This is a genomic window from Streptomyces sp. Inha503 (assembly GCF_047215865.1).
Classification (GTDB): domain Bacteria; phylum Actinomycetota; class Actinomycetes; order Streptomycetales; family Streptomycetaceae; genus Streptomyces; species Streptomyces lycopersici.
In genome coordinates, this window is record NZ_CP178360.1 from 8290504 (window position 1) to 8305818 (window position 15315).

The window sequence follows — 15315 nt, forward strand, 5'->3', positions numbered from 1 at the left end:
TCACTTCGCCGTCCGTGCCACGCGCACCGCTCGCACCAGCCGTATATAGCGGTCCCAGTCCCAGTGGCGGCCTGGGTCGGTGTGATCGGTGCCCGGCACCTCCACATGGCCGACGATGTGCTCACGGTCCCGAGGGATGTCGTACCGCTCGCAGATCGACGCGGTCAGCCGTGCCGAGGCGCGGTACATCGCGTCCGTGAAGGAGCTCGGCTCGCTCACGAACCCCTCGTGCTCGATGCCGACACTGCGCTCGTTGTACGAGCGGTTGCCCGCGTGGAACGCCACGTCCAGCTCCCGGACCATCTGCGCGATATGCCCGTCGCGGCGCACCACATAGTGCGCCGCGGCGCGGTGTCCGGGGTCCCGGAAGACCCGCACCGCGTCGTCGAAGCTGCCCTGCACCACATGGATCACCACCCGGTCGATGACGTAGTCGTCCGGGCGGTCCGCCCACCGCCAGTTCGCGCCCGAGGCCGCGATCCACTTCACGCCCGGCTGATCGACCGCCCCGGCCTTACGGGGCTTGTCGACCCCGGGCAGCCGCCACCACATCCGGGCCAGTTCGTCCCGCGCGGCATAGGCCGCGACACCCGCCCCGAGACCGGCCGCCGAGCCGCCGATCAGGAGGGTGCGCCTGCTGACGCGGCGTCCACCGCCGGTCGTGGTCTCGCTCACGGAACGCTCAACGCGCGGGGGAGGGCGTCGGGTTCCGGCCGCCGGGATCATGGCGGGAACCGTTCGTCCCGGGCGGTGGCCCTCTGGCCGTCCGGGTAGATGAACGTTGAACTGTCTCTGGGGCGATCCCAGGCTTCCGTACCGTGGAACGTGCCCGCTGGAATGTGTCCATCCGCTCGACGAGGAGCTGACGGTATGCGCATCGGATTCGCCCTTCCCCAGTTCGGTCCGCTCGCCCACCACCCCCAGGACATCGCGCGGTTCGCGCGCCAGGCCGAGGAGCTCGGCGCGGACAGCCTGTGGGTCGGGGACCGCCTGCTCGCCCCGGTCGACCCGATCGTCGGCTACGCGGGCACCGATGTGATCCCGCCCGAATTCCGCGCCGCGCTGGACCCCTTCGCCGTCCTGGCCACCGCCGCCGCGGCCACCGAGCGGGTCGAGCTCGGCACCGATGTGATCAACGCCCCCTGGTACCCGCCCGCGCTGCTCGCCCGCTCCCTCACCACCGTCGATCTGCTGAGCGCGGGGCGGCTGCTGGTCGGGCTCGGCACCGGCTGGTCGCCCGAGGAGTACGAGGCGGTGGACGTCCCCATGGCCGAGCGCGGCAGGCGCCTGGACGAATGCCTGGACGCCCTGGACGCCTGGTGGACCCGGAACCCGGTCGAGTACCGCGGGGACCACTGGACCGTGCCCGCCTCCCATGTGGACCTCAAACCGGCCTCGCGCCCCCGCCCGCCCGTCTACCTCGCCGCCTTCGCGCCCGCGGCCATGCGCCGGGTGGCCCGGCGCGCCGACGGCTGGCTGCCCATCGCGGTCGTCCCCGCCGCGTCCGGTGCGCCCGACCCCGTCGCCGCCCTCGCCGAGCGGCTGCCCGGGGTGCGGGAAGCGGTCGAGCGGGAGGGCCGGGACCCGGCGGCATTCGACGCGATCCTTCGCGTCAACCCGAGCGCCGACGCCTCCGTGGACGACATCGCGACGGCCCTGGTCCGGGCCGAGCGGGAGGCGGGCATCCAGCACGCCTTCGTCGACCTGATCTACCTCGGCAAGGACGCCGACCAGGCCCTGGACCTCGTCCAGCGGGTGCTGGAGCGGGCGCGGGCGAGCTGACCGGGGCGGGTCCGTAATACCGCTTTCGTCGTTGCGTGCGTACCGACTTATGCTGACGGGGTTATGACTGACTTCCCCGGTGCGCCCACAGGTCCCCGCGACGGCCGTCGGCTGCGCGTCCTCGCCGCCATGTCCGGCGGTGTGGACTCCGCGGTCGCCGCCGCGCGGGCGGCCGAGGCCGGCCACGATGTGACCGGCGTCCATCTCGCGCTCTCCGCCAACCCGCGGTCGTTCCGCACCGGCGCCCGTGGCTGTTGCACCATCGAGGACTCGCGGGACGCCCGGCGGGCCGCCGATGTGATCGGGATCCCCTTCTATGTGTGGGACCTCGCCGAGCGCTTCCGTGAGGACGTGGTCGAGGACTTCATCGCCGAGTACGAGGCGGGCCGCACCCCCAATCCGTGTCTGCGCTGCAACGAGAAGATCAAGTTCGCCGCGCTGCTGGACAAGGCGCTCGCCCTCGGCTTCGACGCCGTCTGCACCGGGCACTACGCCACGATCGTGGAGCGCGAGGACGGCTCGCGGGAGCTGCACCGCGCCAGCGACATGGCCAAGGACCAGTCCTATGTCCTCGGCGTGCTCGACGAGCGCCAGCTCGCCCACGCGATGTTCCCCCTCGGCGACACCCTGACCACCAAGGACGAGATCCGCGCGGAGGCGGAGTGGCGGGGCCTGGCCGTGGCCAAGAAGCCCGACAGCCATGACATCTGCTTCATCGCCGACGGCGACACCCAGGGCTTCCTGGCCCGGCACCTCGGTACGGCCGAGGGCGACATCGTCGACGAGGACGGGCACCGGCTGGGCACCCACGAGGGCGCGTACGGCTTCACCATCGGCCAGCGCAAGGGGCTCCGCATCGGCCGTCCCGCGCCCGACGGCAAGCCGCGCTATGTCCTGGACATCTCCCCGGTGGACAACACGGTCACGGTCGGCCCCGCCGAGGCCCTGGACGTGACCGCCCTCACCGCCATCAAGCCGCGCTGGTGCGGGGCGCCTCCGGTGGGCCCGGGTACGTACACCGCCCAGTTGCGCGCACATGGCGGCGAAACCGAGGTGATGGCCGAGCGGATCGGGGAAACCGAGCTGCGGGTGACCTTCACCGAGCCGGTGCGGGGCGTGGCGCCCGGGCAGGCGATCGTGCTCTACGACGACACCCGGGTGGTCGGCTCCGCGACCATCGCCGCGACCGAGCGGGCCCGGGCGGTTGCCTCGTAGGCTCCGGGCCCCAGGTGGATATCCACTTTTGGTGAGAAAGAAGCCGAAAGTCAGGATTGAGTGGTTGATCTCCGTTTGGCGCGATCAGTTTTTCTGAAATTAACGTGCGCCCGGCCATTCCGGTGGCATGCGTCACGTGAATCTGGGAATGCGCCCCGCGGACACGGGTGCCGTGGTCCGCTGTCTCAGCACCGGAGGTTCCGTTATTTCTGCGCAACCTGTACAGAAATTTGGCGACAATCCAGTTGATGTCAGGGACACTGATCACTACACAGAGGAGTACGTACCCAGCTTCGTAGAAAAGTGGGACTCGCTGATCGACTGGGACCGGAGGGCAGAGAGCGAGGGTACGTTCTTCATCGACCTGCTGCGCGAGCGCGGGGTCAAGAAGGTCCTGGACGTGGCCACCGGGACCGGCTTCCATTCGGTCCGGCTGCTCGAGGCCGGATTCGAGGCCGTGAGCGCCGACGGCAGCGCCGAGATGCTCGCCCAGGCATTCTCCAACGGGCTCAAGCACGGTGACCACATCCTCCGCGTCGTCCAGGCCGACTGGCGCTGGCTCAACCGCGACGCCCACGGCGAGTACGACGCCATCGTCTGTCTCGGGAACTCCTTCACGCATCTGTTCTCCGAGCGTGACCGGCGCAAGGCGCTCGCGGAGTTCTACGCCATGCTCAAGCATGACGGAATCCTGATCCTGGACCACCGCAACTACGACGCGATCCTCGATCGCGGCTACAGCAGCAAGCATGTGTACTACTACTGCGGAGAAGACGTCGCCGTCGAACCGGAGTACGTGGACGAGGGGCTGGTGCGCATGCGCTACAGCTTCCCCGACGAATCCGTCTACCACCTCAACATGTTTCCGCTGCGCAAGGACTACACGCGCAGGCTGATGGAGGAGGTCGGCTTCCAGCGGATCGAGACCTACGGCGACTTCCAGCACACCTACCGGGAGGAGCGGCCCGACTTCTTCATCCACGTCGCGGAGAAGGAGTACCGCACGACGGAGGAGCCGGCCGGGCCGAACGGTTCGGTCACGGCCGACGGGGAGTATTCGGGAGCCGTGGGCACCGCCCGCGACTACTACAACTCCGCGGACGCCGACGCCTTCTACTGGAGTGTCTGGGGCGGCGAGGACATCCACATCGGCATCTACGACCGGCCCGACGAGCGGATCGCCGAGGCCAGCAGGCGCACCGTGGCCCGTATGGCCGGGCAGCTGGACCTGACCGAGTCCTCCGTCGTCCTTGACCTCGGAGCGGGCTTCGGCGGCTCGGCGCGCTATCTGGCCGAGACGTACGGCTGCCGAGTCATGGCGCTCAACCTCAGCGAGGTGGAGAACGAGCGGCATCGCGCGCTGAACGCCGAGCGCGGGCTGACCGAGGCCATCGAGGTGATCGACGGCTCCTTCGAGTCCATCCCGCTGCCGGACGACAGCGTCGACGTCGTCTGGTCCCAGGACGCGTTCCTGCACAGCGGCAACCGTGCCCGTCCCCTGGAGGAGGCCGCCCGCGTGCTGCGCCCCGGTGGTCACCTCATCTTCACCGACCCCATGGCGGCCGACGGCTGCCCCGCCGAAACCCTCCGCCCCATCCTGGACCGCATCCATCTGGAGACCATGGGGTCGCCCGAGTTCTACCGCCATGAACTGGCGCGGCTCGGCTTCATCGAGGTCGGCGGCGGCTTCCAGGAGCACCGCGAGCATCTGATCACCCACTACGCCCGGGTCCTGGAGGAAACCCGGCGCCAGGAGGCGGACGGCCTGGCGGAGCAGGTCAGCGCCGACTACCTCACCCATATGAAGAAGGGGCTGAGCAACTGGGTCGAGGGCGGCAGGAACCGCCATGTGACCTGGGGCATCTTCCACTTCACCCGCTGAGTCAGCGCCGGGCGTGACCCCGTCGGGTGGCCGGTGTGGCGGATCGGTCCCGCCACACCGGCCACCCCGGGGGCTCACCGGGTGTTCGCGGTCAGCGGGAGGCCCGCGACCTGGTGGTGCAGGGCGGCGAGCGGTGCCGCGAGGTGTCCCTGGCCGCAGGTCGCGGAGGGTGGCGGGGTCTCGCCGGTGACGGCGAGGGCCTGTCGCCAGTAGCGCAGCGAGAACGAACCGGCGCGCGTTCCCCGGCGGAACCGGGCGCGCAGCCACGCACGGAACGCCGGTGTGTCGTCATGGCCGCCGATGCGGGCGTAGGCGCGTACGAAGTGGCCGAGCGCTTCGGCGCGCCGGTCCGGGCAGCCGGCCGCCAGGGCCTCACCGGCGAGCGCGCAGGCGTCCAGGAGACCGGCGTAGAACGACGCCACGTCGCCCACCTGGTGGGGCTGCGGTTGCCGGCGCCGGTCGTCCGCGGTGGCCACGGCGTGGAGCCCGGCGTAGGCGAGGACGGTCGCGGCGGTCGGGGCGGCCGGTGGCGCGGGCACCGCGCCGTCGATGACGGCCTGGGTCAGACGGCGCGGCAGACCGGCCGGAAGCGCCCAGTGCCAGTACCGCACCAGCCGGTCGTGGGCGTCGTCCGGGCTGCCCACCCCGGCGAGCAGGGCGAGGCGGTGCGGCCGCTCCGGCCCGGGGCAGTCGTCCAGCACGCGGAGCAGCTCCCGGCGCCATGTCGCCTCGCGCAACCGCTCCTGGACCGCGTCCAGTTCGCGGGTGACGAGTTCGCCCAGCGAGCGCTCCCCCGCCATGACCGCGGCGATCGCGGCGATGGGGGTGCCGAGCGCGCGGAGGTGCTGGATCACCCGGAGCCTGGGCAGCGCGTCCGCGGCGTATCTGCGGTGACCGCCCGGGCTGCGGCCGCTCTCGGGCAGCAGCCCGATGTCCGAGTAGTAGCGGATCGTCTTCACCGGCAGTCCGGTGCGCGCGGCCAACTCGCCGATGCCCACGGCGTTCCCGCCTTGTGTGTCGCCCTGTGTGCCGCCCCGTGCGTCGCCCTGTGTGCCGTGCGTCACAGCCGCTTGAACCTCCACCGCGCAGGAGCCGTTAGCGTCCGCGGCGACCGCCGTTGTCCGGGTGTGCCCGGACGGCACTCGCCGAGGAGGATCATCACATGCGGATTCTGATCGTGACCGCCGGTTCGCGCGGGGACGTCGCCCCGTACACGGGCCTGGGGCGGCGTCTGCTGGCGGCCGGTCATGAGGTGGCCGTGGCCGCGCACCCGCCCTTCGCCGGACTCATCGACGGATGCGGCCTGGACCACCGGCCGCTGCCGGGCGATCCACGGGAGTTGATCCGCGCCAGGGCGCGGGCGGCCTCGTGGGAGGAGGCGCGGGCTGCGATGGCGGCGTTCCTCGACCGGCTCGCCGACGGAGTGGCGGCGGCGGTGGCGGACGGGACCGACCTGGTACTCACCGCATTCGGCCCGGCGGCGCTCAGCCGGGCGGCCGGTGAGGCGTCCGGCGTCCCCGTCATCGGCGCCTTTCTCGCACCGGCCTGTGCCACAAGGGAGTTCCCGCTGGCCGGTGCGACGGACGCCGAGGACCTCGGGCCGGCCGGCAACCTGGCGGCGGGGCGGCGGCTGCTGGCGGACGCCGGGGCGCTCCAGGCGGACGCCGTGGCGGGCCTGCGCACCCGGCTCGGACTGCCACCCGCCACCTCGCGGACCACGGGAGCGGACCTCCGGCCGGTCTTCCACGGCTTCAGCCCGCTGGTCGTACCGCGCCCGGCGGACTGGCCGTCCGGGGTCGAGGTCGCGGGCTACTGGTGGCCCGCCCGGCCCCGGGACTGGCGTCCCCCGGCCGAGCTGACCGACTTCCTCCAGGCCGGTCCGCCACCGGTGTTCATCGGGTTCGGCAGCATGGCACCGGGCGAGGGGGAGCGGCTGGGCGAACTGGTGACGGCGGCGGTGGCCCGAGCGGGGGTGCGCGCGGTGGTGCAGGCGGGGTGGGCCGGGCTGACGGCGGCCGGGGACGACGTCCTGGCGATCGGCGACCTCCCGCACGACTGGCTGTTCCCGCGCACGGCCGCCGTCGTCCACCACGCCGGAGCGGGCACCACCGCGGCCGGACTGCGCGCCGGGGTCCCCGCGGTGCCGGTGCCCGCCATGGCCGACCAGCCGTTCTGGGCGGCGCGACTGCACCGGCTCGGAGTCGCCCCCCGGCCGCTGCCGCTCGAGGAACTCACCGCCGAATCCCTCGGCGCGGCGATCACGACCTGCCTGACCGAACCCGCCCCCGTCCGCCGGGCGACGGAGCTCGCCGAAGCCATCGCCACGGAGGACGGCGCCGCGGCGGTGCTGGCCCATATAGGCGGCGTGCGCGGAAGGTGAGGCCGGGCGCGGCACCGCGAGGCGATCCGTGGCGCGGAGCGGTGTACGTGTCCGACCCGGCTCGTAGAGTGGCGCGCATGAACATCTGCGTCTTCTGCTCCGCCGCCGACCTCGACGACCGCTACACCGCCCCCGCCCGCGAGTTCGCCGAGCTGATCGGCAAGGGCGGGCACACGCTGGTCTGGGGCGGGTCCGACGTCGGGCTGATGAAGGTGATGGCCGACGGGGTGCAGGAGCACGGGGGGCGGCTGGTCGGGATCTCGGTGGAGTTCCTCGCCGCCAAGGCCCGGGAGAACGCCGACGAGATGGTGATCGCCAAGGACCTCGCCGAGCGCAAGGCACAGCTGCTCGCCCGCGCCGACGCCGTCGTGATCATGGTCGGCGGCACCGGGACGCTGGACGAGGCCACCGAGATCCTGGAGCTCAAGAAGCACGGACTGCACATCAAGCCGGTGGTGCTGCTCAACGCGGCGGGGTTCTACGACGGCCTCAAGCAGCAGTTCCAGCGGATGGAGCAGGAGGGGTTCCTGCCCCGGCCGCTGAGCGAGCTGGTCTTCTTCGCGGAGAACGGGGTGGAGGCCATGACGTATCTGGAGTCCGTCTGAAAACTTGTCAGTTCAGCAACCGGTCAAAGTGCCCGCGCCGGGGAGCGCGGATCCCTCCATCAGGTCCAGCGTTGCACCGTGTCGAGCTGAGGGACGGCCCCCTCAGGCGCGGCCTGTTCATCCTTGACGTCCTCGCCGACCGCTGGGGTGGCTGTGCCATCGGTGAGGAGCCGTTCGGGCTCGGCGGCAAGACGCTGTGGTTCGAGTTGTCCTGGGGTGGGCCCCCGCCGGCACCGGTTCCGGCCCTCGCCGCCTGATCTTCCGCGAGCCCCATTACGGCGAGCGCCGCGCCCGTTACAGGACGCAAGCGCCCGGCGGGAAGGCCGCACGGGTTTCGGGCATGGGATCGCGCCAAGCCGGGACCAAGCCGGGACCGTCGTCGGGGCGCGCCCGTCGGTGAGGCAAGCTGGGGAGCATGGGAACGCATCTGATCACTGGGGCAGGCTCGGGCATCGGCGCGGCGGTCACCGAGCGGCTGGCCGAGCGCGGCGACGAGCTGTGGCTGCTCGCGCGGGACGCCGGGCGGGCGAAGGAGCTGGCGGAGCGGTTCCCGGGGGTACGGACGGTCGTCGGCGACCTGGCCGACCCGGACCGGCTGTCCTGGGCGCTGGGCCATCAGGCGCTGCCCGACCGGCTGGACTCGCTGCTGCACATCGCCGGAGTGGTCGACCTGGGCGAGGTCGGGGAGCTGACCCCGAAGGCGTGGAACCGCCAGCTCGCCGCCAACCTCGTGGCCCCCGCCGAGCTGACCCGGCTGCTGCTGCCGCAGCTCCGGCTCGCCCAGGGGCATGTCGTCTTCGTCAACTCCGGCGCCGGGCTGCGCGCCAACGCCCAGTGGGCCGCGTATGCCGCGAGCAAGCACGGGCTCAAGGCGCTGGCCGACGCGCTGCGCTGGGAGGAGAGCGGCAACGGCGTCCGGGTGACCACGGTCTACCCGGGGCGCACGGCCACCCCGATGCAGGTGAAGGTGCACCAGCAGGAGGGCAAGGAGTACGAGGCGGAGCGCTGGATCGCGCCCGAGACCGTGGCGAGCACCATCCTGACCGCGCTCGACCTGCCGCACGACGCCGAGATCACCGACCTCCAGGTGCGCCCGCGCGGCTGAGTCGCTGTCCTCGGCTGCGGTGGGTGGTGCCCCGCAGGGGCGCGGGGCTGTGTCGATGTGCGGCTCCGCCGCGTGCGCGCGACCAGCCACGACGCCGCCGCAGCCGACCGACGGCAATGCGGGGCACCCCGGAATCTCGGGGCACTCCAGCGGACCGCTTACCCTTTCGCTGGTGAGCGACAAGACCACAACCCACCACCCATGGCCCCCCGGAACCGCCAGCGGCGTCGGATCGATGCCGGGCGGCGACGCGCGGGAGGCCGCGAAGACCGTCACCGGCTCGCTGGAGGCCCTGCCGTACCTTCCGGAGCTGCCCGCGCGCGGGCCCGGCGCGGACATGATCGGGCGCACCGCCGGGATGCTGGCCGAGCTGTACGCGCATGTCGAGCCCAGCGGCTGGCGGATCAGCGACCGGCCGGGCCGGGACACCCGGCGGGCCCGTTCCTGGCTGGGCGAGGATCTGGACGCGCTGGAGGAGTTCACCCAGGGGCACCGGGGCGCGCTCAAGGTGTCGGCCGTGGGGCCTTGGACCCTGGCCGCCTCCCTCGAACTGCGCGGCGGCGAGGCCGCGCTGAGCGACCCGGGCGCCTGCCGGGACCTCACGGCCTCGCTCGCCGAGGGCGTGCGCGCCCATCTGGCGGAGGTGCGCCGCCGGGTGCCGGGCGCCGAGGTGGTGCTCCAGCTCGACGAGCCGTCGCTGACGCCGGTGCTGCGCGGGAGCGTCCGTACGGCGAGCGGCTACCGCACCCACGCCGCCGTGGACCGGGGCGTGGTCGAGGGCGCGCTGCGGTCCCTGGTGGAGGCGGCCGACGGGCCGGTGGTGGTGCACTCGTGCGCGCCGGCCGTGCCGTTCGGGCTGCTGCGGCGCGCGGGCGTCGCGGGGATCTCCTTCGATCTGTCGCTGCTCACGGAGGGTGAGGAGGAGGCGATCGGGGAAGCCGTGGAAGGCGGTACGGCACTCCTCATCGGCGCGGTACCCGGCACCGACGCCCCATTGTCGGACCCTGCCGGTAGCGTCGGGGGTGTCAGGACGCTGTGGCGCAGGCTGGGGCTGGCACCGGCGACTCTCGCGGAGTCGGTGGTGGTCACCCCGTCGTGCGGGCTCGCGGGCGCCTCGCCCGGGTACGCCCGCGCCGCGCTGGCCCACTGCGTCCGGGCGGCGAGATCGCTCGCGGACAACCCTGAGTAACGGGAGGACGACACGGTGGCCGGCGAACAGCAGTCAGAGGTCCCCGCCGAGGCGCGGGAGAGGCATGCCAGGCTCGCTGAGCAGATCGAGGAGCACCGCTTCCGGTACTACGTGAAGGACGCGCCGGTCGTCAGCGACGCCGAGTTCGACAAGCTTCTGCGCGCGCTGGAGGCGCTGGAGGAGGAGCATCCCACGCTCCGTACGCCCGACTCGCCGACCCAGAAGGTCGCGGGGGCGTACGAGACGGAGTTCACCGAGGTCGAGCACCGCGAGCGGATGCTCAGCCTGGACAACGCCTTCGACGACGACGAGCTGGCCACCTGGGCGGACCGCATCGCCAAGGAGCTGGGCAGCGGCTCGTACCACTTCCTGTGCGAGCTGAAGGTGGACGGCCTCGCGGTCAACCTCACCTATGAGCATGGGCGGCTGACCCGCGCCGCGACCCGTGGCGACGGCCGCACCGGCGAGGACATCACGCCCAATGTGCGGACGATCGCCAAGATCCCCAACCGGCTGACCGGCGACCGCGTCCCGGCGCTGGTGGAGGTGCGCGGCGAAGTCTTCCTGCCCCGCGAGCGGTTCGAGGAGCTGAACGCCCGGCTGGTGGAGGCGGGCAAGCCGCCCTTCGCCAACCCCCGGAACGCGGCGGCGGGTTCGCTGCGCCAGAAGGACCCGAAGATCACCGCGTCCCGGCCGCTGGACATGGTGGTGCACGGCATCGGGGCGCGCGAGGGCTTCGACATCGACCGGCTGTCGCAGGCGTACGAGCTGCTGCACGAGTGGGGGCTGCCCACCGCCGCCCACTTCTCGGTGGTGGACTCGATCGAGGGCGTGCGCGAGTACATCGGGTACTACGGCGAGAGCGAGCACCGGCACTCGGTGGAGCACGAGATCGACGGCGCGGTCGTCAAGCTGGACGAGATCCCGCTCCAGGGGCGGCTCGGCTCCACCTCGCGGGCGCCGCGCTGGGCGATCGCCTGGAAGTTCCCGCCCGAGGAGGTCAACACCAAGCTGGTGGACATCCGGGTGGGCGTGGGGCGCACGGGGCGGGTGACGCCTTATGCGGTGGTCGAGCCGATCACCGTCGCGGGCTCGGAGGTCGAATTCGCGACGCTGCACAACCAGGATGTGGTCAAGGCCAAAGGTGTGCTGATCGGTGACACCGTGGTGCTCCGCAAAGCGGGCGATGTCATTCCGGAAATTCTGGGCCCGGTCGTCGATCTGCGGGACGGCAGCGAGCGGGAATTCGTGATGCCGGCCGCCTGCCCCGAGTGCGATACACCGCTCCAGCCCGCCAAGGAGGGCGATGTCGATCTGCGGTGTCCCAACGGCCGGTCCTGCCCGGCGCAGCTGCGCGAGCGGATTTTCTATCTCGCCGGGCGGAAATCCCTGGACATCGAGAACCTCGGCTATGTCGCCGCCGCCGCCCTCACCCAGCCGCTGGAACCCGCCGAACCGCCGCTGAAGGACGAGGGCGATCTGTTCGACCTGAAGATCGAACAACTGCTGCCCATTCGGTCGTATGTACTGGACCCGGACAGCGGACTGCCCAAGCGTGATCCCGAGACCGGTGAGGAGAAGGTGGTCACCTTCTTCGCCACCCAGAAGGGCGAGGCGAAGAAGAACGCCCTGGCGATGCTGGCCAATATCGAGGCGGCCAAGGAGCGCCCACTGGCCCGGATCATCACCGGCCTTTCGATCCGTCATGTCGGCCCCGTCGCCGCCACCGCGCTGGCCCGGGAATTCCGCTCGCTGGACCGGATCGCCGAGGCGGACGAGGAGGAGCTGGCGGCCGTGGAGGGGGTCGGGCCGACCATCGCCGCCTCGCTCAAGGAGTGGTTCGCGGTCGACTGGCACCGCGAGATCGTCGAGAAATGGCGGCGCGCCGGGGTCCGGCTGGAGGAGGAGGGCGGCGAGGACGAAGGCCCCCGTCCGCTGGCGGGCCTCACCGTCGTCGTCACCGGAACGCTCCAGTCGTACACCCGGGATGGGGCCAAGGAGGCCCTACAGAGCCGTGGTGCCAAAGTCACCGGATCGGTTTCGAAAAAGACCGATTTCGTCGTCGTCGGCGACAATCCGGGCTCGAAGTATGACAAGGCCATGCAGGTGAAGGTTCCCGTGCTCGATGAGGACGGATTTGGCGTCCTGCTCGAACAGGGTCCCGACGCGGCGAGAGAGGTCGCGTTGACGCCCCCGGAAGAGCCCGGGGAAGAGTCCGCGGAGGAGTCCGGGGAAGAGTCCGCCGAGTAGCACGGATGGCCGGTGGAGCGGCGGTTGGAGTAGCCCCTGGAGTAGCCGCTCCACCCATCCGGCGCAGCGCTCCGGCCATCTTGTCCGCTCAATGGGTCCAAACCTGGCCGGATTACGACTGGGAGCACTTCCCGGGTACAGCCGGCGGGCATCACCCTTACAGCGCATAGCAGAAGGTCATGGATCGTCGGGCGGCATTCGGGGAACCGTCGCCGATCGCTGCCCGTCTTCCCCTTCTGCCGCCTACTGTTGAGGTGTGCGCCCGCCGTGGCGCTGGCACCGCCGGCTGTGAGAGGGACGGGTATGAAACCGACCGAAAGCGCCGCCCCGGCGTCGCGGCTGCGCCGGGCCGTGCTGCCCGCGCTGCCGGCCGCTGCGGTCGCCATGGCGGCTTTCGCACTCGGTATCGGAGTGTTCCGAGTGCTCGACGCGGGCAATGCGCTCTTTCCCGACGGAACCGTGGGCTGGTCGCTCGCCGTGCTCACCGGAATCATCGTCGGCCATCTGGTCGCTCTCGGCCGTGACCGCTGGTGGGGCGGCACCGGCTCCGGGGCCGCGTTAACCCTGGCGGCGCTGCTGCTCTACGGCTGGATTCCGGCCGTGCTGGTCAGCCTCGCCGTGGTCGTCCTGGTCGGCGCCGCCCGCCGGCACCGATGGCGGCAGGCCGCCCTGCACGGCGCGGTCGACATCCTCGGGGTGGGTGCGGCCGCCCTCACCCTCGCCGCCTTCGGCATCACCCCCTCCGTCGAACACCCCTGGCGCACCGACACCTGGCATGTGTCCGCCATCCCCCAGACGGCCCTGGCCGCCTTCGTCTATCTCGCGGTGACCCGCGCCCTGCTGTGGTGCTCCCTCGCCCCGCCCGGCGCCGGGCTGCCCACCGTCGCCCGTACCGCCCTCTTCCGGCAGGCCCTCGTCGGCATCGCGCTCCTCGGCATCGCCCCCCTCATCGTGGTCGTCGCCGGGGACACCCCGCTGCTGCTCCCGCTGTTCGCGGTGCCGCTGGTCGCCCTGGACTCCACGCTGTGGATCGCCCGGGTCCGCGCCGAGGAGCAGCTGCGCGACCCGCTCACCGGACTGCCCAACCGCCAGTGGCTGCTGGAGCGCACCTGGACCGCGCTGGACGAGGCCGAGCGGGCCGGCACCCGCACCGCGCTGGTGCTGCTGGACCTCGACCGCTTCCGTTCGGTCAACGACACCCTGGGCCATCTGGCCGGTGACCGGCTGCTGCTCCAGATCGCCGAGCGGCTGCGGCTCGCCCTGCCGCGCGGGGCGGAGGTGGCCCGGCTCGGCGGCGACGAGTTCGCGGTGTTGCTGCCCACCACCGACTCGCTCACCAGCGCCCAGCGCAGCGCCCGCGTCCTCGTCGGCGACCTCGGCTCCCCGCTCGACCTGGACGGGCTGACCCTGGTGCTCGAGGCCAGCGCGGGCGTCGCCGTCTACCCCGACCACGCCCTGGACGCCGAGGGGCTGCTGCGCCGCGCCGACGTCGCGATGTACCAGGCCAAGCGGGACCGCAGCGGAGTCGAGCTGTACGAGGCGCGGCGGGACGGCAACACCCCCGACCGGCTCGGTCTGCTCGGCGATCTGCGGCGCGCCCTGGACGCGGGCGACGTCGAGCTGCACTACCAGCCCAAGGTCGGCTTCGACGGCCATGTGGCGGGCCTGGAGGCCCTGGTGCGCTGGGTGCACCCGGACCGGGGGAAGGTGCCGCCGGACGAGTTCATCTCCATGGCCGAGAGCTCCGGGCTGATGCCCCGGCTGACCGAGTACGTCCTGGAGACGGCCCTGGGCCAGGTCGCGCGGTGGCGCGCGGACGGCCTCGAGGTGCCCGTCGCCGTCAACGTCTCGCCGCGCGATGTCCACACCCCCGGTTTCGCGGGCGCGGTCGCCGGGCGGCTGGCCCGGCACGGGGTCCCGGCGGGCGCCCTCCAGCTGGAGATAACCGAGCACGTCCTGCTGGAGGACCCGCAGCGGGCCGCCGACACCCTGGCCGGGCTCACCGGCCATGGGGTGAAGATGTCGCTGGACGACTTCGGGACGGGGTATTCGTCGCTGGTCCATCTGCGGCGGCTGCCGGTGAGCGAGCTCAAGATCGACCGCTCCTTCGTGGCCCGGCTGGCGGTGGACAACGAGGACGCGGAGATCGTCCGCTGTACGGTCGACCTCGCCCACTCGCTGGGCCTGCTCGTGGTCGCGGAGGGCGTCGAGGACGACGAGACCTGGGAGCGGCTGCGGGACCTGGGCTGCGACGCGGTCCAGGGCTGGCTGGTGGCCGCGGCGATGCCGCCGGAGGAGATGACGGCGTGGCTGCGGGCGCGGGGTGAGAGTGGCTGGCACCGCGAGACGGCGGAGCCGTCGGACGAAGCCGCTGCCGCGGAGGCGGACGAGGACGCGGATCAGCCCGTGACATAGGGGTGCGGCGTCGGTGCTGCCCCTTGGCGTTTCGTTGCCGGGTGCGGTCCGGTGGGTGGCGTTGTGCCCACCCGTCCCGCCCTGCGGGACGACTGCCCACAACGTGGAGTGCCGCAAAGCCTTTCGCGCGCCGTGCGGCGGGAGCCATAGGATTGGGGCCGAAACACTCCACACTCACCCAGAGGATCGCTGCATGCCTGGCATCACGCGCGAGGAGGTCGCCCACCTCGCCCGGCTGGCGCGTCTGGAGCTGAAGGCCGAAGAGCTAGACCACTTCGCCGGACAGCTCGACGACATCATCGGCGCGGTCGCCCGCGTCTCCGAGGTCGCCGACCAAGACGTTCCGCCGACCTCTCACCCGCTGCCGCTGACCAACGTCATGCGCCCGGACGAGGTCCGTCCGTCCCTGACCCCGCAGCAGGCGCTGGCCTGCGCCCCGGCCCAGGAGCAGCAGCGTTTCAAGGTGCCGCAGATCCTGGGGGAGGAGTGACC

13 protein-coding genes are annotated in these 15315 nt (G+C 72.0%); 11 read left to right on the forward strand and 2 right to left on the reverse strand.

Features of this window, described 5'->3' with window-relative positions:
* A complete protein-coding gene (locus ACJX2R_RS35280) occupies positions 1-675 on the reverse strand; it encodes an N-acetylmuramoyl-L-alanine amidase (protein WP_371106051.1) in 675 nt (224 codons plus the stop codon).
* Between the two features lie 195 nt (positions 676-870).
* Here ACJX2R_RS35280 and ACJX2R_RS35285 point away from each other — a divergent pair, with 195 nt between their 5' ends.
* The 3 genes from ACJX2R_RS35285 (at position 871) to ACJX2R_RS35295 (ending at position 4879) form a co-directional block, all read left to right on the forward strand.
* Positions 871-1782 (forward strand): TIGR03619 family F420-dependent LLM class oxidoreductase, encoded by a 912-nt coding sequence (locus ACJX2R_RS35285; RefSeq protein ID WP_413103411.1) that lies wholly within the window; start codon positions 871-873, stop codon positions 1780-1782.
* Between the two features lie 63 nt (positions 1783-1845).
* Entirely contained in the window at positions 1846-2997 is a 1152-nt protein-coding gene (gene mnmA, locus ACJX2R_RS35290) for a tRNA 2-thiouridine(34) synthase MnmA (RefSeq protein WP_413103412.1), read from the forward strand.
* Positions 2998-3124: 127 nt separating this feature from the next.
* Entirely contained in the window at positions 3125-4879 is a 1755-nt protein-coding gene (locus ACJX2R_RS35295; protein WP_413103413.1) for a methyltransferase domain-containing protein, read from the forward strand.
* A 74-nt stretch (positions 4880-4953) separates the two neighbouring features.
* Here the strand turns inward: ACJX2R_RS35295 and ACJX2R_RS35300 are convergent, their stop codons facing one another.
* Positions 4954-5943, reverse strand: coding sequence for a MerR family transcriptional regulator (locus tag ACJX2R_RS35300; protein ID WP_413103414.1), 990 nt, complete (start codon positions 5941-5943; stop codon positions 4954-4956).
* Positions 5944-6041: 98 nt separating this feature from the next.
* On the opposite strand from ACJX2R_RS35300, the gene ACJX2R_RS35305 reads away from it, so the two are divergent.
* From ACJX2R_RS35305 to gatC, 8 genes are all read left to right on the forward strand, one after another.
* On the forward strand, positions 6042-7259 hold the full coding sequence (locus ACJX2R_RS35305; RefSeq protein ID WP_413103415.1) for a glycosyltransferase: 1218 nt from the start codon (positions 6042-6044) through the stop codon (positions 7257-7259).
* A gap of 77 nt (positions 7260-7336) precedes the next feature.
* Positions 7337-7864, forward strand: coding sequence for a TIGR00730 family Rossman fold protein (locus ACJX2R_RS35310; RefSeq protein WP_079259081.1), 528 nt, complete (start codon positions 7337-7339; stop codon positions 7862-7864).
* 71 nt (positions 7865-7935) lie between these two features.
* Positions 7936-8121, forward strand: a complete 186-nt coding sequence (locus tag ACJX2R_RS35315) for a hypothetical protein (protein ID WP_413103416.1) — start codon at positions 7936-7938, stop codon at positions 8119-8121.
* A gap of 158 nt (positions 8122-8279) precedes the next feature.
* The gene (locus ACJX2R_RS35320; protein ID WP_413103417.1) at positions 8280-8969 is read left to right on the forward strand and encodes an SDR family oxidoreductase; all 690 of its coding nucleotides are present in this window, start codon (positions 8280-8282) and stop codon (positions 8967-8969) included.
* 172 nt (positions 8970-9141) lie between these two features.
* Positions 9142-10158, forward strand: coding sequence for a methionine synthase (locus tag ACJX2R_RS35325; protein WP_413103418.1), 1017 nt, complete (start codon positions 9142-9144; stop codon positions 10156-10158).
* Positions 10159-10173: 15 nt separating this feature from the next.
* Positions 10174-12408, forward strand: a complete 2235-nt coding sequence (ligA, locus tag ACJX2R_RS35330) for an NAD-dependent DNA ligase LigA (protein ID WP_413103419.1) — start codon at positions 10174-10176, stop codon at positions 12406-12408.
* A gap of 303 nt (positions 12409-12711) precedes the next feature.
* Positions 12712-14823: a putative bifunctional diguanylate cyclase/phosphodiesterase gene (locus ACJX2R_RS35335; RefSeq protein ID WP_413103420.1), complete on the forward strand. Its 2112-nt coding sequence runs from the start codon at positions 12712-12714 to the stop codon at positions 14821-14823.
* Positions 14824-15016: 193 nt separating this feature from the next.
* Positions 15017-15313 carry an Asp-tRNA(Asn)/Glu-tRNA(Gln) amidotransferase subunit GatC gene (gene gatC, locus ACJX2R_RS35340; protein ID WP_020868242.1) on the forward strand — a complete coding sequence of 99 codons (297 nt, stop codon included), beginning with the start codon at positions 15017-15019 and terminating at the stop codon, positions 15311-15313.
* Positions 15314-15315 lie beyond the last annotated feature (2 nt).

Coding starts and splice junctions, on each gene's coding strand:
- ACJX2R_RS35285 (WP_413103411.1), top strand. CDS start 871: ATGCGCATCGGATTCGCCCTTCCCCAGTTCGGTCCGCTCGCCCACCAC.
- mnmA (WP_413103412.1), top strand. CDS start 1,846: ATGACTGACTTCCCCGGTGCGCCCACAGGTCCCCGCGACGGCCGTCGG.
- ACJX2R_RS35295 (WP_413103413.1), top strand. CDS start 3,125: ATGCGTCACGTGAATCTGGGAATGCGCCCCGCGGACACGGGTGCCGTG.
- ACJX2R_RS35305 (WP_413103415.1), top strand. CDS start 6,042: ATGCGGATTCTGATCGTGACCGCCGGTTCGCGCGGGGACGTCGCCCCG.
- ACJX2R_RS35310 (WP_079259081.1), top strand. CDS start 7,337: ATGAACATCTGCGTCTTCTGCTCCGCCGCCGACCTCGACGACCGCTAC.
- ACJX2R_RS35320 (WP_413103417.1), top strand. CDS start 8,280: ATGGGAACGCATCTGATCACTGGGGCAGGCTCGGGCATCGGCGCGGCG.
- ACJX2R_RS35335 (WP_413103420.1), top strand. CDS start 12,712: ATGAAACCGACCGAAAGCGCCGCCCCGGCGTCGCGGCTGCGCCGGGCC.
- gatC (WP_020868242.1), top strand. CDS start 15,017: ATGCCTGGCATCACGCGCGAGGAGGTCGCCCACCTCGCCCGGCTGGCG.